The organism is Halorhabdus sp. CUG00001 (assembly GCF_009797925.1).
Classification (GTDB): Archaea; Halobacteriota; Halobacteria; order Halobacteriales; family Haloarculaceae; genus Halorhabdus.
This window is the reverse complement of the sequence record NZ_VOLB01000001.1, coordinates 862,810-882,061: the sequence shown is the minus strand read 5'-3', so window position 1 is coordinate 882,061 and position 19,252 is coordinate 862,810. Positions and strand designations below refer to the sequence as shown.

Genomic DNA, 19,252 nt, shown 5'->3' with positions numbered 1-19,252 from the left:
TTACGCGAGGTCGAAGGCGATGTAGCGCTCGTCGTTGGTCTCACTGATGTCGGTGCCGATCGAGACAGTGTCACCGACTTCGACGTCTTCACTGTCGGCCCGGACCTGCCCGGTCAAGCGCACGTCGCCGAACTCGGCGATTCCAAGCACGAAGGGTACGTCGTCTTCGAAAGCAGGCGTCGGGACGTGCGTGACGTTGTAGGTCAGCAGTTCGCCCGTTTCCGGTAGCGGTGCCTCGCCCAACTCGTCGCTGGCACATTCGGGACAGAGACGCCGCGGCGGGAGGGAGGCATGTCCTTGAGCACACTCGACGTAGTACGGCTCGCCATCTTCGAGGGCGTCCATGAACTCGTCGTAGCCATCGTCACGAACGTCATCGCTCATTGTGCCACCTCCAGGACGTGAACAACAGCAGAGGCAACTGTCCCACCGGCGTTGTGCGTGAGACCGATCTCGGCATCCTCGACGGCATCGCTGTTGACGTGATCGCCGCGGAAGAGTTTCGTCATTTCGGTGATCTGGGCGACACCCGTCGCACCGACTGGGTGTCCCTTCGCTTTCAGGCCACCCGAGAGGTTGACGGGCAATTCGCCGTCGGCAGTTGTTTCACCTTCGCGGGCGGCGGTGATCGCCTCGCCCGGTTCGTAGAGGCCCAGCCCCTCCAGAGCAAGGACTTCGGCGATCGTGAAGCAGTCGTGGACCTCCAAGAAGTCGACATCCTCGGCCTCGATGCCGGCGTCGGTGTAGGCCTCTTTGGCAGCGTCGGCCGTCGCGGGCGTCCAGGTCAGGGAGTCACGGTGCTGTAAGGCGAGATCGTCGGTGCCCTGGCCCGTCCCGGCGACCGCGACGGCGGCATCCAGATCGTGCTCGGCAGCGTACTCCTCGCTGACGAGCACTGCGGCGGCCGCGCCGTCCGTGATCGGACTGGCGTCGAACAGTCCCAGCGGGTCGGCAACCGGGAACGCGTCCAGGACTTTCTCGACGCTGATCTCGGACTGGTACTGCGCCAGCGGGTTGTTCGCGGCGTTGGCGTGATTCTTGACCGCGACCTCGGCGAGGTCCTCACGGTCGCCGCCGTGGGCAGCGAAGTATCGTTTTGCCATCAGGGCATAGGCCCCTGGGAAGGTGATCCCGTGTTTGATCTCCCAGAGGTCGTCGGCGGCGACAGAGAGGCCACCGGTCGCGCCGGTCGTGCCCATGTTGTGCATGCGTTCGACGCCGCCGACGAGGACGACATCGGCCGACCCGGCCCGAATGGCCTGCAGTCCCTGCCTGACGGCCATTCCGCCCGAGGCACACGCGCTTTCGACGCGTGTTGCAGGCACGTCCAATCCGAGCATCTTGGCCATGAGTGGTCCCATGTGACCCTGGCGCTCGGAGAGTTCGCCCATGAAATTGCCCACGTAGAGGGCATCGATCTCCTCGCGATCGATCGCGGCGTCTCCGATCGCGGTCTCACCTGCCTCGGCGAATAGATCCCGGCCCGTTCGGTCGGGCATTTCGCCAAACTTCGTCATCCCTACCCCAGCTATCGGTGTTGACATATGTGCGTAATCCTCCGTCAGATCCGTCGTTCCACTCGTTGATATATTTTGAGTCCGACGCGTGTCGAAAATCCCGGCGTCGACAGCGTGATCGACGGCCGTTTCGATCCTCGATTCGTCGACCCCGAATCGCCAGCTTGTAGATTGACGGCGCCGAGACTGCCCTATCGAGCCGCCAATAGAAATTCGTCTATCGTCGAACTCTCGGTAGACGATAGTACAACTGATGGATTCGGATACGACACCTTCCGGGGCTGATTGGCACAAGCAACAGCTAATTAAACCTTTGTTCCGTACCCGCCGACAACATGGTTCAAACACTGGGCGTCGCGCTGGGCGCCGGGTTCGCGGCCGTTGCCGTCCTGTTGCATTACGTCAGCGGGACCGACTGGGAGCCCACTGAGGATATCTCCACTGAGGTACTGCAACGCCGGGCTACAACGGTCCCGGAGACTGACTTTCCGGAACCGATGAACCGCGCAATCGGTGGCGGTGGCGCCACACTCCCTGCGGAAGGAGGGGACGCTGAACTCGCTGAAGGCGAGGCCGAAGCCGAAGCAGCTGGGTTCGATCCCGACGCCATTGCCGAGGACGACGTCGAGTATTACGAAGTCGAGTTCGCCAAAGAGGGCGAAACGATCGAGGTCGCCAACAACGAGACCATTCTGGAAGCTGGCGAGGAACAAGGTTGGGACTTACCATATTCCTGTCGGCAGGGCCAGTGTCTCTCGTGTGGCGGCCAAGTCAAAGACGGAAATGCCGCGGAGTCCATTCGCCACTCCAACAACGACACCCTCAGCGATGACGAATTGGAGAAAGGCTACTGCCTCACCTGTACGTCCTATCCGACGAGCGATCTGACGATCGAAACGAGCGAGACGCCCTGACCCAGTGCGGTTCACAACCGTTTTATTCGTCCCTGGAAAACAACCACGAGAGGGCGCGTAGCTCAGTGGACAGAGTACTTGGTTCCGGACCAAGAGGTCAGGGGTTCAAATCCCTTCGCGCCCGTAACATTTTGCTGCGAGCAATCCGCGAGCAGCAAATGTGCCATCGAAGGGATTTGAATCACGCGAGACGAACGAAGCGAGGGCGGAGCGAAGCGACGCCCTCGGAAGCGAGCGGTGGAACCGCGAGTGAGTCTCGCCATCGGGTTCAAATCCCTTCGCGCCCGTAGCGGATTTTTGCGGTTCTAATCGCACGACTTCGAGGGGTTCTTCGGCTGTGACCCTTGGTATGCTTTCGTTCGATGAGCGAACGGCCGAGGGGTTGTCACGGGCATTCGCGTACAGCCAAACTGGTCCCCATCCAGAAAATCAATCGCTGATTGATGGCCGTTGACTGCAGTCCGAAGAGAGGTCGCCGTTCAGACCATTCATTACCTGTCAGAAGGCCCGTGCTGCATACAGAGGTTGAAAAGACCGCCCCACCGAACTATTTATTACGTGTTATAACTATCTATTACATATGCCGATCAACATCGATCGATTCGAGAACGATCCTGAAGACACTCTCGATATTCAGGAGGGAACACAGCCACACACCGTTCTCACCTTCTTAGCAATCAACGACGAGCAAGCGTTCACACAGACCGAAATACACGAAGCGACTGACATCCCCCGGGGAAGCGTCGGGGTCGTCCTGTCCCGTCTCGAAGACCGCGGACTCGTCCGACATCAGGGACGCTACTGGGCGATTGGAGACGATGAACGCTTGGCCTCGTACGCTGCACAGCAGGCTGCAAGCTCCGCCTCAACGACAGACGACTATTATCGTGAGGCCGAGGAATGACGGAGCGTCAGTATGCTCGTGGGACGGTCGTGAAAGGACCGGACCTCCTGGGTCCCCACGAGTATCGACCCTACGTCTGTCTGAGTACAGAAACGCCGCCGTTTCGGGACGAAGAAGCCGTCTATGCGGTCGTCACGACGACACGACGCTCGGCAGCGGTTCCACTCGCCGAGACGGACTTCACGAATGGCGGGCTTCCCCGTGAGAGTTACGTCAATCCATGGGTCCTCGTTACGATCAAACACGCCGATATTCACGAGATAGAAGGCCAACTAGCAGTGGACACCGTTGAGCAGATTGCGCGTGAAGCAGCTACTCACCTTGGTGCGCTGGACTGATAGATCAGTTCGGCCATTGTGATTTTCAAACCCTCGAATTCAATCGTCTCATGCGCTAAAGGACGATCCGTTCGACAGCCGAACGAGAGCCCTTCGCGCCCGTCCACCTTTTTACTTCGGAGGGTTTCCTCGCGAGCCTGCGGCTCGCTGTGGGAACCCCCCCTCGCAAAAAGCTGGGCCAAAAACACCTCGCCCTCGCTATCGCTCGGTCGAGCGAAACGGCTCGCAACGCTCGCCGTACATCAGCATCCCTTTGCGCCCGTCGCAGATTTTTGCGGTCATAATCGCCCGACAGCATCGGGGTTATTTCCGAACCAACAGAGCGCCGGATGCTTTCGTTCGATGGGCGAGCAGGCGAGTGACTGGTACGGCAATTCGCGTACAGCCAAACTGGTCGGCTTCCAGAAAATCAATCGCTGATTGATGGGGTGTGATTGCAGTCCGCAGAGAGGTGCGGTTCGATCCAGTCGCGGCCTGTCAGAAGGTCCATGCTGTATACAGGGGTTCAGTTCACCACCTGGGTGAGAGATCGCAGCAAGAGTCCCGTGCAAGTCACTCGAAGCTATCGGTCCGACGCTGCAACGAAATTCGGCACCTGACCGCGCATGTTCTCTCTAATCGAGTATATCGGGATTGTCCTGGTCAAGTGGGTCCTCGATATCGCCGATAATCGTTTCCAGTAGGTCGGTGACAGTTATCAGTCCAACCACCTCACCGTCTTCGATAACGAGCGCCATCTCTTGTCGTTCTGTCTGGAACTGATCAATCGCATCACTGACGTCGGTATCCGGTGAGAGTGTCATCGTCGGTGCTGCCAATTCAGTAAACGCACCGTTGTCAGCAGACAGTTCCTCACGGCGGTTGAACAGAGCCGGGCTGTAGACGATGCCATGGAACTCGGTGAGATCCTCACCGATCAGTGGATACCGCGTGTGTGGCTGGGTTTCGAGTTTCCGGAAGTTCGATTCAGGATCGTCCTCAGTAGACAGCGCCACGATCTCCGCGGGCGGAATCATGATCTCTCCCACCGATTGCTCGCCGATGGCAAGAGCGTTCATAACCTCCTCACTGCGCTCCTCGGCCAGCTCACCCTCGTTGAGCACCGATCCAAGCTTGTTTCGGAGGTCCCCACGGGTTTCGATAACTTCCTCGCCGGTTTCGGTCCACGACTGGGTCATCTTGACACCGAACAGACCGAGTGTGGCTTTTGCAACCGAATCACCGACCCAGATGGCCGGAGCGAGTATCTTGGAGAACCAGTACAGTGGCCGTGCGCCGTACTGGGCTACCTGTTTAGAGCGTTCGACGCCGAGATACGTCGGAGTCTGTTCGCCGTGGGTGAGATGGATCAGATTGATAAGGAGAAACCCGAGGAGTGAACCGGCCCCGATCGATGCGAGGGTCGTGTTCTCGAACAGCGGTTCGAACAGGGCTGCTAGTCCGGGTTCAGCGATGATCCCCAGTGCGATACTGGTCCCAGAGATCCAGACCTGGCACGTCGTCAAATAAAATTCCAGGTCGTTGGTCATCTCCCAAGCGAGTTCGAGCCCAGGCGTATCGAACTCCGATTCGGGATACTGTCTAACTCGGGTCAGCGCGAATTCGATTGCGACGAAATACGCGTTCACCCCGATGAGGATGATACCACCGAGTATCCGCAACCCGATCTCAAGCGGCTCCATTGTCTGGCTACATCAATCCCAGACACAAAACAGTGTATAAATGAGAACAAATACGTCACTTTGACCGGACCAGACTGCAAGAAACGCGCGTTCTCTCTCGTGCAGGTGCTATCGTGTACTGATCTTCTGTTAGTGATTGCGTGACCGACTCAGACCCACCTGATGGAGCCAATGCTGTCTGCCAGTCCCACTTACGACTCCTGAGAGAGCCACGCGATGGCGTCGGGCCGGCATTCGAGTAGCGTTCCGAGGTGGTCGGCATCAACTGACGTGCACTCGCCGCCGACTTCGGTCACGAGATTGCGAACCGGGTCGAGTGGCGCGTTCTCGTCGGCCGTTCCGTGCCAGACACGGAGGGCGGTGTCGGGCAGGTCGAACGGCTGTGTCGTCGCCGCCGATCGCAGTTCCCGGACCGGAGCATGGGCACCCTGTTGGAGTGCTTCGTGGTAGTCGGCTGCGACTGTCTCGACAGTTTCGGGCGACAGGTCACGGTCGGTGAGTTGGTTGGCGACGGCCTCGGGACCAGACCAGCGGGCTCGCCAGGCCCCGAGTCGGAAGAACGCACGGAGCACGAACGGCACGCGAGCCAGCGTTGTGAGCACATCGCCGCCCCCAGGGATCGTCGCGCTGACGAGTGCGATCCGGTCCGTCCGGTCGCTAGTCGCGGCGGCGAGTGCGAAGGGCCCACCGCCGGAAAACCCCAAGACTGTCGCGGCTTCCACTGACTCGTGAGCAAGCAGCGCCTCGTAGTCGCCTCGCCAGTCCATCAGTCCTCGGTCTCCCGGGGGTGCGTCCGAGCGGCCGTATCCCGGTCTGTCAGGAACGAGTAGCCGAACCCCGGCATTGCTGGCAGGGCCGTCGAGCAACCGAGCGAACAGTCGCGAACCCGGGATGCCGTGATTGGCGACGACAGTCGGGCCAGCCGCCTCGCCGGCGACCGTGTAGGCTAGTGTCCGTCCGTCGGGAAGCCGACACTCGATCGTCTTCAGCCCGTCGACAGACATCGTGGGAGAAGACACACTAGACGCTACTGTTAACAGGGTAATTAACTGGTTCGGCTCGGACACCTGCCATCGAGTGAAGGCATGTCTCTATGTGGTCGATCACCCCACTCAATAGTTCGTACTCCCCGCCCGACCCCGACGTGCTGGATGCGCAGGGGCCAGTTCGTGACGAGGAAGTCACAGGAATCCCCGACTGACTTCTCGGAGGGGCTGGAGACTGCCACACGTACGGAGAGTCGACTCCCCGTCGCGTATTGAGACGCTTCTCGGGCGACGCGACATCGGTATCACTCCCGGCCTCGCTTGCACAGACCCCGCCCGCTGTCGTTCCCAACGGAGCCCAAAGTGTCGCTGGCTACCGATTCGATTTCCGCTTTTGCTTTGGATGGTTGGCGATAAACACGCTCGTGTTGTCGGGGACGTCCTCAGTCACCCAGGAGTTCGCACCGATGCTCACGTGATCGCCAACCTCGACCGTTCCGAGTACGTTGCTTCCGGCGCCGATAACGACGTGGTCGCCAATATTGGGGTGGCGATCGTAGTCTTTCGCGAGCATGTGGCCCTCGCCTTCTTCCTCTTCTTCGAAGTGGAGCGTGCCTAGCGTGACGTTCTGGTAGATTCGGACCCAGTTACCGACCGTCGCGGTCTCGCCGATGACGACGCCCGATCCGTGATCGATGAAAATGTACTCGCCAATCTCGGCCCCAGGGTGGATATCGATCCCTGTCTCGGTTCTCGCGTACTCAGCCAGTTCCCGGGCGTAGGCGAAAATATCTTCTTCGTAGAGGAAATGAGCCACGCGGTGGGTCAGTACAGCGTGAAACCCGGGGTACGATCGGATGATCTCGCAGTAGCTCTTTGCTGCTGGATCGCCCTTGTAGGCGGCTTCGACGTCTTTTTTGAGGGCGCGTCGAATTGCCGGCAACTCCTCGAGCGTTCTGTCGACGATCGCGGCCACGGTATCCGCGTCGTGGTCCGAATAGGCCGAGATACCTTTCTGCATGCAGCGACCGAGTGCAGTCAGGCGAGTGTGGGTCTTCTCGGGATCGTCCAGCAACTCGGTCGCGTTCCAGCATCTGGGGAACAAAAGCTGTTTGAGAAGCGGGGGTTCCTCACGCAGAAACTCACGGGGTGGATACGTCCGTGAGGAATCCGTTGGAAACGGCGATTCGTCCGTTCGATACGAGTCGACGAGTTCTCTGTGGACGTCACCGGTGTACTCGTATTTCATTGGGTAGGTCTAATTAGAGCCGAACAAAATTCGTTGCGCTGTCGGCCGATAGACGACAGTCTGATTGACGGTTCTGGAGAAACGTTTCACACCGCTGGTTCCCGAGCGCGAACAGGTCGTCGATGAAACCCGGATCGCGGTCGATTTTCGTCGAGGAGTGGAACCGCTTGCCCATCTCGATCCGGTGGACGTTGGTCTGGGAGGACTCCGCTTCCGGGAGTTTCCGTCTGTGACCCACTCGTTGAGCTGCCCGCTGCATTCCAGTTCCGCCACACTCTCCGCGGAGAACCATGGGTCTTCGAAGACGAGCAACTCATTACGAGTCAGTTCCGGCTCGCTCACTGCGAAGTCATCACTCATCTCGAGTGTCTTTGCGGCCACGACGGATAATGCTAGCTCATGATAAAGTCGGGCGGGACACCTTCGAACATACGGGAGGCACTGTCACACCTGCGAGTAGTGACACTCGATCGCCAGGCGACCAGCCTTGTCATCTTCGTGTCACCCTGCAAGTGACCATACTGTTTAGCGGCGGGCTATCGTAACACGACACATGCTTTCGGCGTTCACGCCTGAACTGATCGGGGTCATGGCGGTTGTCATCGTCGTCGCTGGCGCAGTGAACGGCCTGGCTGGCTTCGGCTTCGCCCTCGTCGGGACGATGGCGCTGGCGACGGCCATCGATCCGACGACAGCCGTCGTGTTCATGATCGCGCCGATCCTGGGCGTGAACCTCTCGTTGCTGGGGGACCTCTCTGTCGAGGACGTGCGAACCTGTGGGCGTCGATTCTGGCCACTGATTGGCGCCGCGCTGATCGGGACACTGGTCGGATTGGTCGTCCTCGATCGCGTCCCCCAGGCTCCGCTGAAAGTCGGTCTGGGCGTGATTTCGCTTGCCTTCGTCGCCAGCGCACAGCAGACGGTCCCCGTTCCCGGACTCGACGGCGCCACGGAGGGCTGTGTCGTCGAATCGACACCCGGCATGCTCGGTGTGGGTGCCGTCTCGGGACTCCTCTTTGGCGGCACGAACGTCGGCGTCCAGCTAGTGGCGTATCTCCGGAGTTGCAACCTCTCTCACGGGCTGTTCGTCGGGGTCGTGGCGATGGTCTTTCTGGGACTCAACGGCGTCCGGATCGGCGCAGCCGGCCTACTTGGACTCTATCCGAGCCTCGGAGTCGCCGTGGCCTCGTTCGTGGCGGTTGGCCCGGCTGTCGTCGGCGTCGCCGTCGGAAAGCGACTGCGCGCGGTCGTCGGCGAGCGCGGACGAGGGTTCATCGTCCGCAGTTTACTGACCGTGATCGGTCTCCGGCTCGTGAGTGGTGGGCTCGGGATCGCGTGAGCGCCCGCGCCAACGCGACACCGTCTTCGACTGTTTGGGACTCGCGTTCAGTGGTCCGTCAGCGGCTATCGAGCGCCAGTGATAACCCGATTCGCTGTCAATCGGCAAGTATGGACGCCCCATCGGAGCTAACGACCGCCCACGAGAGTGCGCTCAAAGCGGGTTCGATCATCGACGATCGGGTCGGGACTGATTTTCGGGCGGCCGAGGCGACTGTTGCCAAAGAAAGCGGAAACGACCTCGTGACCGACGTCGATCGGAACTGCCAGGCCGCGATCGTCGAGACGATTCGCGATCGGTTTCCGGACGACCGAATCGTCGGTGAGGAGGACGACCAGCCCAATGCGACCGGCGACGGTCGCGAGTGGATCGTCGATCCGATCGACGGGACGGCCAACTTCGCGACTGGCTTTCCCTACTACTGTGTCTCGATCGCGTTGCACGTCGATGGCGATCCCACAGTCGGTGTCGTCCACTCACCTGAGACGGCACTCGGAGAAACGTTCTACGCCGTTGTGGGTGAGGGCGCGTACTGTAGCACCACCCAGGACCTTGCTGGGGAACCGATCCACGTCAGCGATCACGACACGCTCGATGGCGCACTCGTCCAGGCGCGGCTCAGCGAACGGAGTGCCGCCCGGCGAGCCCGGGATCTGGCGGTCGTCGTCCCACTGCTCGAACGCGGAGTGAAACTTCGACGCACGGCGAGTACAGCGTTGAACCTCTGTCAGGTTGCGACTGGCAACGCCGATGGCTACGTCGTGGGATCGAGTAACGTCTGGGACTTCGCCGCCGGGGAATTGCTCGTCGACGAAGCCGGCGGGACCGTCAACCGACGGGAGACGACACCGATGGACGCACAGGTGATTGCTTCCAACGGCCACATTCAGTCGGCACTCGAAGGATTGGTCGAACACACGACTGGTCGCGGGCGATAACCCTCAGCCGACGCGAAACACGTAACTCCCCACCGGTCGACATCCCGATGTGGCGACGCCCCTTCGATTCCGGCGTTCGGACGAACGCTGGACTGGCGGCCGTGTACGTTCGGACCTCTATGCCGCGCTCGATGCAAATATCGGCGCGACGATGGACACGCCGTGGTACCGCCAGCCGGAGGGCTACGACGCGCGCCGATTCGATATGGACAACGGCGACGTCGCGCTGTTCGTCTGGGACGACAACCGTGGGTACTGGATGGGTAACACGGAGACTCCCAGAGCCCTCTGGGACACCGAGAAGTACACCTTCACCGAAGTGGCCGACCCGATCGCCGAGTGGGCCGAGCGGGAACTCCTCGCTCATCTCCACGAGGAAGCTCCGTGGCTGGAAGCGTACCCGCACATCTCGACGTTTTTCCTGCCGGTCCTGCTCTCGAAAGATGGGCGACATACCACCCGGGAGTTCTTCTATGAACACGCCGCGGGCTTTCCCCATTCCTCGCGGGAGGCAGGCCTCTCTTATTACGAAGAGTTCCTCGCGACCGATCCGTTCGACGACCGGTACGTGATGGCAGCGAAACTCGGGACGGCCAAACAACTCGATCTGACGCGCATGAGCGCGGCGATGAGCGAGTTCACCGTCGCGAAACTGCTGCTCGACGCGGGGTACGACGTCACTCCCGAGATCGACGTGACGACGGGCCACGCGATCGACTTTCGGGCCGACCGTGACGGAACCGGGCAGCTGGTCGAAGTGACGCGTCCACTCGCGCCCAGCGATCGCAGCGCGGGATCGGCTGTGAAGTCGATCCGTGAGACCGTCCAGACAAAGACGTCCGGCCAGTTGCAGCGCCACGGTGGTGGTGTCACGCTGTTCGTCGATTGTTCGTCCTTCGACGATGGAGAGTGGCAGGCGCTCCGTGCGGACCGACCTGACGTCGGCCACCGTCCGGCGGTCGTCTTCCGTGTCTGTCCCGGCGAGGAGACAGCCGCCTATCCGATCGGGTCGGTCCCGATCGATCTCCCGTCGTCCGTCACAGACGCCTAATCTGGAGGTGAGTCCTGTCCGAGGTCGGACAACTAGCGTAGCTTTGCCGTCCCGGAACTGAGCCGGAATCGAGACGTTGATGCTTTCGACGGGCCGATGGTCCGGCGTGACCTACGTCGCTGACGAACAATCGAATCCGTTCGGCGTCGAGCCCGATTGTGATCGGTTCGTTCCCGGCTTCGGTGACGTCGAAGCGGACTTTCACGTCATCGGTGATCATCCTGGCGTCCACGGCGGCGTCACCTCGGGCGTGCCGTTCACCGAAACTGACGATGCCAAGGCCTTCCAGCGGGCGCTGGTGCGAGCTGGGTTGCTGGACAAAACTGGGACGCCGCCGACGGTCGACCGGACGTATTTCTCGTATCTGCACCTGTGTGTCCCGGATCGGACGCCAACCGAGGCCGAGTACGACCGATATGCCACGTTCGCCGAGGCTGAGATCAGGGCTATCACCGCCCACGTCCTCCTCCCGGTCGGCGAGCGTGCGACCCAGTGGGTGTTCGAGAACATGACGACCAGATCGACCGACGAGATCGACATGCAGGCATTGCACGCCACCGAGGTCCTCGGTAGTGGGTGGCTCGTCTATCCCGTCGCCGAACCGGCGACGTGGACCGACGACGACGGGCAGCAACTCAGTGAGGCACTGATCGAGCTTCAGGAGCGCGATTATCGCCGTGAGGCTGATCTGGGCCGGCTGGTCGGCGGTGACGATCCTTATTTCGTTCGGTAGCCGATGTCTGGATGCGCGCCGAAAAGACCGCCAACCGACCGTAGCCGATCGCTTGTACCCTTAGAACTCTCCCAAGAACTCGGCGAAGTCTCCCGTCAGGAAAGTCGCGTACTCCTGGATGCCGAGGATCAACGAGACGATCAGCACGATCAAGACCGGCACGCGGACAGTCCACAGCCAGACCGACCCGATCGCGCCGAACCGACCGATGCCTTTGCTCAGCTCGCCGAGCGCTTCGTCTGCATGCACCCAGACGACGAGGGTGACGAGTAAAATCCCGCCCGTCAACAGCAGGATCTTCGCCGCGAGGATGTCATAGAGATCGACCATGACGGTGTCGATCGTGACTGGCGCACCGAGCAGGAATATCAACCCGCCGATGATCGCCGTTGCAGTGAATCGATCGAAGCCGAATTCGTCGATCGCATAGGAGACGACAACCTCGATGAGGCTGATCGCCGAGGATAGGGCCGCCATCGCGACGGTGCCGAAAAACAGCACGCCGACGACTGTTCCCAGGGGAATGCTCCCGAGGGCTTTGGCGACGCTGACGAAGATGGCCCCCGCCCCCGGATCAGCTGGGCTGACGTCTGCCGAGAACAGGATCGGGAAGACGATGAGGCCGGTCAGGATCGAAATGCCCGTATTGAACACGACGATGCTCGCCCCGTCGACACCGAGGTTCTCGTCTTCGGACAGATACGACGCATACGTGATCATCACGCCCATCCCAAGCGAGAGTGTGAAGAATGCCTGGCCAGCAGCCGCAGGCACGATACTCTGCCAGTTAGCCAGCAAGTATCCCAGATCCGGCGACAGGTAGTAGCTGTAGGCTTCGGCCGCACCCGACAGCGTGAACGCGTAGACGGCAAGCGCCGCGAAGATCACGATGATGGCCGGCACCATGATCTTCACACCCAGTTCGATCCCTCGCTGGACGCCCAGCGCGACGATCCCGACGACCAGTAGCATGAACAGCCCGTGGAACAACAACGCGTCCCATCCAACGGAGATTTCGCCGAAGTATTGGGCTGCCATCGATGGTGCGCCCTCTGCCACGTCACCCGTGTAGCCCCCGCTCGCGCTCCCGAGGATGTATCGCATGACCCATCCACCAACGACACTGTAATAGGACATGATGACGAATCCGATGAAGACGAACAGGCCGCCGAGATACTTCCATGCACCCCCGGCGAATTCGCGGATTGCACCGACCGTGTTCAGCCCCGTCTTCCGGCCGACGACGAACTCGACCATCATCGCCGGGAAGCCGATCAAGAGGACGAACGCCAGGTACATGACGAGGAACGCCGCCCCACCCTCCTGACCGACCTGGAAGGGGAACCGCCAGATGTTGCCAAGCCCGACGGCACTCCCCACTGCCGCCAGGATGAATCCGATTCGTGTCGACCACGTTTCACGTTCTGCACCACTCGTACTCATACACTGGGAGCCTTTCCCAGCCCCGTAAATTAAAACGTCGATATTTGCCGGGATTTGTCAGGGGAATAGTGTGACGATTTTCGAGGACGTATGGGGACAGATACACAACCGTTCAAAATTGAATCTCGGACGGCCGTTGGTGCTTGTCTCCTCTCCCACGACTGCCACTCAGGAGTCACCGGACACCGGGATGGCCCCTCCGGTGGTCGGGGTGGCGGCGTCGCTAGCCAGGAATTGGATCACCTCGGCGATCTCACTGGGATCGGTCCACGCCTCGAAGTCAGCATCAGGCATCGATTCTCGATTGGCTGGCGTGTCGATTACGCCCGGCATGATCGCGTTCGCCCGAACGACGCCCTCGTTCTCGGCGGCGATCGACTCGGTTAGCAACCGCACGGCGGCTTTCGAAGCGCGATAGAGGGCATCGCCTTTCCCGCCTTCGAGCGACGAGCGCGAGGCCACAGTGACGATCGAGCCTTCGCTGTCTTGGAGGTGTGGCAGGGCGTGTTTCGTCGCGAGAAAGGCTGTCCGGACGTTGACGTCGAACAGCAACTCGAAGGTCCCGATGTCGGTCCCTTCGACGGGATCGCCACCGCGCCAGGTACCAGCGACGGCGACGAGGGCGTCTAATCGACCGTGCGTTTCGACCACCGTCTCGATTGCCGACTCGACGGCCCGCTCGTCGGTGAAGTCGACCACGTGCGTCGAGAGCCGCGTCGAATCACTGGCGAGCATGTGGGCATCGTCGTCCGGGGCGATGACGTCTGCCGCGGCGACCGTCGCCCCGGCATCGAGGAACGCCTCGGCGGTGGCACTCCCGAGTGCGCCGCCCGCACCCGTGACCAAAACGACTCGATCGCGAAAGTCGTATTCGACTCCCATTGGATGATAATCACACGCACACAAGATAAAGCTACGCCGACCAGTCCGGACCGCCGGAGAGCCAAAGTATAGGGGCTTGGACCTGCTACCTGTAGGCGAATGATCGAGGTCCGAGACCTGCGCAAGGAATACGGTGACTTTGCGGCCGTGGAGGGAAGCACGTTCTCCGTCGAGCGCGGTGAGGTCTTCGGCATCATCGGCCCAAACGGCGCGGGCAAGACGACGACGCTGAAGATGCTGGCGGGCCTCATCGAACCGACCGATGGTACTGTTCAGGTGGCGGGCCTAGACACCGACGACGCCGACATGAAACGCCAGCTGGGCTTTCTCCCCGAAGAATCCCCGCTTTACGAGGAGATGACCCCCGTCTCGTATCTCTCTTTTTTCGCCGATCTCTACGACGTCCCCGAAAATGTGGCGACCCGTCGAATGCACGAGACGCTCGACCGGCTCGATTTGGACCACCGTGACAGACAACTCGGTGACATGTCGAAGGGGATGAAACGCAAGGTCGCCATTGCCCGGTCGCTCATCAACGACCCCGACGTGCTCGTCTACGACGAACCGGCGAGTGGGCTGGATCCGTTGACGACGAATTTCATCATCGACTTCACGACCGAACTCGCCGAAGAGGGCAAGACCATCGTCTTTAGCGCGCACAATCTCTATCACGTCCAGAGTATCTGTGACCGCGTTGCGATCATGAACGAAGGCGAGATTGTCGCTCGCGGACCGCTCTCGAAACTTCGCGAGGAACACGGCGAGACGACCTATCACGTCTACACGTCCGTCGAAGTGCCCGGAAGCGTTCGGGAAAACGGCAGCTACAAACGCAGCGTCACCTCGATGCAGGCCGTCGAGCAAACCCGTGAGGCCGCTGCCGACCGTGACGGTGACGTCATCGATATCAGGACCGAAGAGTCCAGCCTCGAAGAGGTGTTCCTGAACGTCGCCAACCCGGACCGGGCCGAGTCAGCAACCGCGACACCAGACGACCAGAGCGCCGAACCGGAGGCCTAACCGTGGACGTGCGGAAGTTCCTCCGGATCGCCCGGTGGGAGGTGACCAAAAACGCCGGCGGGATCGATCGGCGGACAGCGGCGATCACCGTCGGTGCGCTGGTCGTACTGGGTGTGCTTGCCCCGTTGATCGCCACCCAGGGAGTCGCACTCGACGCCGGCATCTACCGGGCCGGCGTCGACGAATCGAGCCCGTACCACGAGGTGCTCACAGACGACGCGACGTTTGCCGTCCACCCAGCGAGTCCCGATGCCGTCGAAGAGGGCCGCGTCGACATCCTCATCGATGGGCCGCGAGTCGTCGACTGGGCTGACTCCGCGAAGGGCCGGGCCGCCCTGGCAGAACTTCGCAGCTCCGTCCAGCGGTTCAACGATCAACTGATGGGCGATCAGTCCAATCAGACTGCAGCATCGCCAGTGTCGGTGACGTTGCGCTACGTCGAACGCTCGCTGACGACCACCCAGAGCCCTACCGAGGGGACCGACGGCACTGGAGGCAGTGACGGCACCACCGGTGGCGGCGGGACTGACGGGAGCGCCGGGGGCAGTGGTGGCTCAGAGACGACCGATGGCACGACGGGCGGCACCGAGAGTGGAGGGGGCGACAGTGGCGGTGGCGGCTCGCTGGGCGGCCTCGGCGGCTTGACGAGCGGACTCGGTGGCGGGGGGACCTCTGGAGCGCCCTCCGATATCGCCCCGCCGTTCCCGTTTGGCTCGCTCGTGTTGGCATTCGTGTTCGTCCTTCCGCTGAACTTCGTCATCCAGGCCTACGGGAGTACGATCCTCAGCGAACGGATCAACCGCCGGGGGGAGCTCATGCTCGTTTCGCCGGTCACTCGGGGCGACATCATCGTCGGTAAGACGTTGCCGTACTTCCTGGGGGCAATGTTCTTCGAGGGGCTGATTACCGCCGGCCTGCTGACCGTCGGGGCTTCTGGAGCCACCGGCTGGATCTCACTGCTCGCAGTGACGCCGCTGGTCCTGTTGTTCCTCGGGGCGACCTTCCTCGGAGCGATGTTCGCCCGTTCGTTCAAGGAACTCACGTTCGTGACTGTGACGATTACCGTCGCGTTGACCAGTTTCGCGTTCGTGCCGGCGATCTTCACGGACGTGACCCCGATCGCGCTCATCTCGCCGCTGACGATCGTCGTCCGGGACTTGCAGGGCCAGGCCATCAGTCTCGTCGAGTTTGGCTTCTCGACGCTGCCGGCGATGCTGACGGCGATCGTCACCTTCGGCCTCGGTGCCGGACTCTACCGCGAGGAAGACATGTTCACCCAGCGGCCGATCCCACTGAAAGCCCTCGATGCCCTCTCTGGCCGGATCAAGCGCCGGTCGAGCGCGGCGAAGTTGAGTGTGCTTCTCCTCCCGTTCGTGTTCGTCACGGAACTGGTCGCGGTCGCGATGCTGTTTGCCGTCCCCCAGTCGTTTGCCCTGCCGGCAATCTTGATCGTGGTCGCAGTCGTCGAGGAACTCGCCAAAAGCATCCACATTTACGCCGGGTTCGTCCACCGGAAGTACGTCCGGACGATCCGGAATGCCGTGATCGTCGGGTCACTGTCCGGGCTCGGCTTTTTCCTGGCCGAGAAAGTATCGCTGGTCGTGCAGTTGCTCGGTGGGGACATTCCCGACGTCGAGCAGGCGGCGTTCCTCACTGGCGGTGCGGGACCGGCCGTCTCGGCGGCCGTGGCAATCGCGCTCTTGTTGGCACCACTTGCGCTGCACGCGGTGACGGCCACAGCGTCTGCGATCGGTGCGGCCCGGAGTCGGCGTGGCTACGTCGTCGGGCTGACGGTCGCAATCGGTATCCATCTCGCGTACAATCTAACGGTGGTGAGTTTCGTTGTCGGGTGAGCCGCCACGACCGCAGCGTTCGTCAGCCACCGACCAGACAGCGAGCGAGTCAGACACCGGGAGCATCCGGCTGGCGATCGCAAAGCGTGACGTCGTGTCGCTGTCCCGCGAGAAGACGATCGTGTTGGCACTGCTCATTCAACTGTTCATCGCGGCGTTCTCGTCGTTCCTGGTGGTCGGGCTCACCTCACTGTACGATCCAGGCTCGGTCGAAGCAGGCGGCCTCGAAGTTGGTGTTTCGGGCGATGCAGCGACGGAGCTACAGCAGGCTGCCAGTGACATCGATGGGGTCGAGACGGTTCGGTTCGACAGCCCAGCCACTGCGATGGTCGGCTTTCAGGACCGCCGCGTCGACGCCGTGCTCGATGGCCGCCTCGAAAATGGGACGATCGCCGTGACTGCAACGGTCCCCGAAGGAAGCATTGAATCGACGCTGGCTGTCGTCCAGATTCGGACGATTCTCGAAACGCTCGAACGGACCGAACGCATCGAGCGCGCCGAGTGGCTGGATCGGCCGCCCCTCCCACTACCCCAAGAAACCTCGGCCAGTCCGTACTTCGGGTTCACCTACACCGTGTTGGTACCGCTCCTCCTCTTTTTGCCGCCGTTCATCAGCGGCTCGATCGCCGTCGACGCCATCACCGAGGAGATCGAACGCGGGACCCTGGAGCTGTTGCGCGTCGCGCCCGTCTCACTGACGGATATCGTCGACGGCAAGGCCCTCGGGATGGCCATACTGGCCCCGTTGCAGGCGATTCTCTGGATCGTCCTGCTGGGGGCAAACGGCATTACCGTCCGGAACGTCCCGTGGCTCGTCACTCTCGTCGGGGCAGCCGCCGTCCTCGTGGTCGTCGTGGGGGTCGTGCTCGGGCTCGTCACGGCTCGACGGCGGCAGGCCCAGCTGCTGTACTCGATTCTCGTCTTGATCGGGTTCGCCGGCCTGGCGCTGCTCCCCGAGCATCCCACGACGGTCGTCGCGAAACTCGCCGTCGGGAGTGAGACGGCGACAACGACGGCGACTGTCCTCGCACTCACTCTCAGTGCTATCTTGCTGTACGCGGGGATGCGGCGATACGTCGGGACGTTGGATCCCGAACGGTACTGAGGGCCCTGGGCTGGTAGTGTCGGTAGGCGGGAATCGTCCGGCAATTTATCCCCCTGACGGCCCCAGGTTCGCCGACATAGATGCCCGCGGACCACCCACACAGCGAGGGACACTCACCGCACCGTACCACCAGGTCGTCCGAACACGCTGACACTGATCCGATCGGAGACGGCCACCCCGGCACGAGCGACCAGCAAGGCGCTGGCGGCCACCCCGGCGGGCAAGACAGTGCCCATCCCGGCGGACATCCGGGTCGCAGGAACTACGACGAACAGCCATTGATCGTCACCTGGGAGGTCACGCAGGCCTGCGAACTGGAGTGTGATCACTGCCGGGCGGAAGCCCAACCCGAGCGTGATCCCGCCGAATTGTCGACAGCCGAAGGCCGCGACTTCATCGACTCCATTGCGGACTTTGGCCGTCCCCGGCCGATTCTCGTCTTTTCCGGTGGCGACCCACTGGAACGGCCGGATCTGTTCGATCTCCTCGAAGACGCCAAAGCACAGGGAATCACGACGGCCGTAACGCCCGCGCCGACCGCGAATCTCACGGCGGACGTGATCGAACGATTGGCCGAGGCGGGCGTCAAGCGGATCGCGCTCTCCCTCGATGGCGCAACGCCGGCCGCTCACAACGACTTCCGTGGCGAAGATGGGTCGTTCGCCCGCGTCGAGCAAGCAGCCCGCCAGGCCCGCGCGGCCGGTATGGAAATCCAGATCAACACGACCGTCACCGCCGATACTGTCGACGATCTCCCCGAAATCGCCGACATGGTCGCATCTTTCGAGGCGTCCATGTGGGAAGTGTTCTTCCTCGTGCCGATCGGCCGTGGTGAAGACCTGCAACAACTCGATGCCGACCGGACTGTTGAGGTCATGGAGTGGCTCTACCGCCGCCAGCGCGAAGCACCGTATCGCGTCATTACCGTCGAGGCCCCGCACTATCGCCGGGTCGCCGACGAACTCGAACGACGGGAATCCGGGGAGGGAGTCCGCGTCGGCTCGACCCGCGCCGGGAAGGGCTTCGTGTTCGTCAGCTACGAGGGCGAGGTCTACCCGTCTGGCTTTCTGCCAAAGAGCGGCGGGAACGTCACCGAGCGGGGCCTGGTCGATATCTACCAGAATAGCGATCTATTTCAGCGACTTCGAGACACTGGGCAGTTCGTCGGCTCCTGTAGCTCCTGTGAGTACCTCGACGTCTGTGGCGGCTCACGATCGCGGGCGTTCGCTGTGACGGACAATCCGCTGGCGAGTGATCCGCTCTGCCCCTGGGTGGAACAGTCAGCAGACGCCACCTGA

Annotated in this window: 18 protein-coding genes and 1 tRNA gene; 12 read left to right on the top strand and 7 right to left on the bottom strand. The window is 61.7% G+C overall.

What is annotated here, in order from left to right; translation table 11 throughout:
- Positions 1-384: a Zn-ribbon domain-containing OB-fold protein gene (locus tag FR699_RS04395; protein ID WP_158854335.1), complete on the bottom strand. Its 384-nt coding sequence runs from the start codon at positions 382-384 to the stop codon at positions 1-3.
- Entirely contained in the window at positions 381-1,544 is a 1,164-nt protein-coding gene (locus tag FR699_RS04390; RefSeq protein ID WP_158854333.1) for a thiolase domain-containing protein, read from the bottom strand. Before FR699_RS04390 ends, FR699_RS04395 begins: the two co-directional genes overlap by 4 nt.
- Before the next feature lie 308 nt (positions 1,545-1,852).
- On the opposite strand from FR699_RS04390, the gene FR699_RS13290 reads away from it, so the two are divergent.
- From FR699_RS13290 to FR699_RS04370, 4 genes are all read left to right on the top strand, one after another.
- On the top strand, positions 1,853-2,431 hold the full coding sequence (locus tag FR699_RS13290) for a 2Fe-2S iron-sulfur cluster-binding protein (RefSeq protein WP_158854331.1): 579 nt from the start codon (positions 1,853-1,855) through the stop codon (positions 2,429-2,431).
- Between the two features lie 51 nt (positions 2,432-2,482).
- A tRNA-Arg gene (locus tag FR699_RS04380) sits at positions 2,483-2,555 on the top strand.
- A gap of 456 nt (positions 2,556-3,011) precedes the next feature.
- Positions 3,012-3,335 (top strand): helix-turn-helix domain-containing protein, encoded by a 324-nt coding sequence (locus FR699_RS04375; RefSeq protein ID WP_158854329.1) that lies wholly within the window; start codon positions 3,012-3,014, stop codon positions 3,333-3,335.
- Positions 3,332-3,673 carry a hypothetical protein gene (locus tag FR699_RS04370; protein ID WP_158854327.1) on the top strand — a complete coding sequence of 114 codons (342 nt, stop codon included), beginning with the start codon at positions 3,332-3,334 and terminating at the stop codon, positions 3,671-3,673. Before FR699_RS04375 ends, FR699_RS04370 begins: the two co-directional genes overlap by 4 nt.
- Positions 3,674-4,287: 614 nt before the next feature.
- Here the strand turns inward: FR699_RS04370 and FR699_RS04365 are convergent.
- From FR699_RS04365 to epsC, 3 genes are all read right to left on the bottom strand, one after another.
- Entirely contained in the window at positions 4,288-5,355 is a 1,068-nt protein-coding gene (locus tag FR699_RS04365; RefSeq protein ID WP_158854325.1) for a CNNM domain-containing protein, read from the bottom strand.
- A gap of 191 nt (positions 5,356-5,546) precedes the next feature.
- A complete protein-coding gene (locus FR699_RS04360) occupies positions 5,547-6,374 on the bottom strand; it encodes an alpha/beta fold hydrolase (protein WP_199268285.1) in 828 nt (275 codons plus the stop codon).
- Positions 6,375-6,714: 340 nt separating this feature from the next.
- Positions 6,715-7,590, bottom strand: a complete 876-nt coding sequence (gene epsC, locus FR699_RS04355; protein ID WP_158854323.1) for a serine O-acetyltransferase EpsC — start codon at positions 7,588-7,590, stop codon at positions 6,715-6,717.
- A gap of 553 nt (positions 7,591-8,143) precedes the next feature.
- Between epsC and FR699_RS04350 the strand changes: the two genes are divergently transcribed.
- The 4 genes from FR699_RS04350 (at position 8,144) to FR699_RS04335 (ending at position 11,651) form a co-directional block, all read left to right on the top strand.
- Positions 8,144-8,929, top strand: a complete 786-nt coding sequence (locus FR699_RS04350) for a TSUP family transporter (protein ID WP_158854321.1) — start codon at positions 8,144-8,146, stop codon at positions 8,927-8,929.
- A 110-nt stretch (positions 8,930-9,039) separates the two neighbouring features.
- On the top strand, positions 9,040-9,867 hold the full coding sequence (locus tag FR699_RS04345) for an inositol monophosphatase family protein (RefSeq protein ID WP_154551600.1): 828 nt from the start codon (positions 9,040-9,042) through the stop codon (positions 9,865-9,867).
- Between the two features lie 49 nt (positions 9,868-9,916).
- A complete protein-coding gene (locus FR699_RS04340; RefSeq protein ID WP_158854319.1) occupies positions 9,917-10,918 on the top strand; it encodes a DUF5784 family protein in 1,002 nt (333 codons plus the stop codon).
- Positions 10,919-11,024: 106 nt separating this feature from the next.
- On the top strand, positions 11,025-11,651 hold the full coding sequence (locus tag FR699_RS04335; protein ID WP_370454829.1) for a uracil-DNA glycosylase family protein: 627 nt from the start codon (positions 11,025-11,027) through the stop codon (positions 11,649-11,651).
- 60 nt (positions 11,652-11,711) lie between these two features.
- On the opposite strand, the gene FR699_RS04330 is transcribed toward FR699_RS04335, so the two are convergent.
- Together FR699_RS04330 and FR699_RS04325 are read right to left on the bottom strand one after the other, a co-directional pair.
- Positions 11,712-13,094, bottom strand: coding sequence for a sodium-dependent transporter (locus FR699_RS04330; RefSeq protein ID WP_154551603.1), 1,383 nt, complete (start codon positions 13,092-13,094; stop codon positions 11,712-11,714).
- Between the two features lie 168 nt (positions 13,095-13,262).
- Positions 13,263-13,976 carry an SDR family oxidoreductase gene (locus FR699_RS04325; RefSeq protein WP_154551604.1) on the bottom strand — a complete coding sequence of 238 codons (714 nt, stop codon included), beginning with the start codon at positions 13,974-13,976 and terminating at the stop codon, positions 13,263-13,265.
- A 99-nt stretch (positions 13,977-14,075) separates the two neighbouring features.
- Here FR699_RS04325 and FR699_RS04320 point away from each other — a divergent pair, with 99 nt between their 5' ends.
- The 4 genes from FR699_RS04320 to FR699_RS04305 all read left to right on the top strand — a co-directional run bounded on the left by FR699_RS04320 (position 14,076) and on the right by FR699_RS04305 (position 19,252).
- Complete coding sequence (locus tag FR699_RS04320; protein WP_158854317.1) at positions 14,076-14,996, top strand: ABC transporter ATP-binding protein; 921 nt, start codon at positions 14,076-14,078, stop codon at positions 14,994-14,996.
- Positions 14,997-14,998: 2 nt separating this feature from the next.
- On the top strand, positions 14,999-16,849 hold the full coding sequence (locus FR699_RS04315; protein ID WP_158854315.1) for a PrsW family glutamic-type intramembrane protease: 1,851 nt from the start codon (positions 14,999-15,001) through the stop codon (positions 16,847-16,849).
- Positions 16,850-16,913: 64 nt separating this feature from the next.
- Entirely contained in the window at positions 16,914-17,954 is a 1,041-nt protein-coding gene (locus tag FR699_RS04310) for an ABC transporter permease (protein ID WP_233263416.1), read from the top strand.
- A gap of 80 nt (positions 17,955-18,034) precedes the next feature.
- Positions 18,035-19,252, top strand: a complete 1,218-nt coding sequence (locus FR699_RS04305) for a radical SAM protein (protein WP_199268284.1) — start codon at positions 18,035-18,037, stop codon at positions 19,250-19,252.

Bases quoted from the DNA above. Each gene is read 5' to 3' on its own strand.
- FR699_RS04395 (WP_158854335.1), bottom strand. From the start codon at position 384: ATGAGCGATGACGTTCGTGACGATGGCTACGACGAGTTCATGGACGCC.
- FR699_RS04390 (WP_158854333.1), bottom strand. From the start codon at position 1,544: ATGTCAACACCGATAGCTGGGGTAGGGATGACGAAGTTTGGCGAAATG.
- FR699_RS13290 (WP_158854331.1), top strand. From the start codon at position 1,853: ATGGTTCAAACACTGGGCGTCGCGCTGGGCGCCGGGTTCGCGGCCGTT.
- FR699_RS04375 (WP_158854329.1), top strand. From the start codon at position 3,012: ATGCCGATCAACATCGATCGATTCGAGAACGATCCTGAAGACACTCTC.
- FR699_RS04370 (WP_158854327.1), top strand. From the start codon at position 3,332: ATGACGGAGCGTCAGTATGCTCGTGGGACGGTCGTGAAAGGACCGGAC.
- FR699_RS04365 (WP_158854325.1), bottom strand. From the start codon at position 5,355: ATGGAGCCGCTTGAGATCGGGTTGCGGATACTCGGTGGTATCATCCTC.
- epsC (WP_158854323.1), bottom strand. From the start codon at position 7,590: ATGAAATACGAGTACACCGGTGACGTCCACAGAGAACTCGTCGACTCG.
- FR699_RS04350 (WP_158854321.1), top strand. From the start codon at position 8,144: ATGCTTTCGGCGTTCACGCCTGAACTGATCGGGGTCATGGCGGTTGTC.
- FR699_RS04345 (WP_154551600.1), top strand. From the start codon at position 9,040: ATGGACGCCCCATCGGAGCTAACGACCGCCCACGAGAGTGCGCTCAAA.
- FR699_RS04330 (WP_154551603.1), bottom strand. From the start codon at position 13,094: ATGAGTACGAGTGGTGCAGAACGTGAAACGTGGTCGACACGAATCGGA.
- FR699_RS04325 (WP_154551604.1), bottom strand. From the start codon at position 13,976: ATGGGAGTCGAATACGACTTTCGCGATCGAGTCGTTTTGGTCACGGGT.
- FR699_RS04320 (WP_158854317.1), top strand. From the start codon at position 14,076: ATGATCGAGGTCCGAGACCTGCGCAAGGAATACGGTGACTTTGCGGCC.
- FR699_RS04305 (WP_199268284.1), top strand. From the start codon at position 18,035: ATGCCCGCGGACCACCCACACAGCGAGGGACACTCACCGCACCGTACC.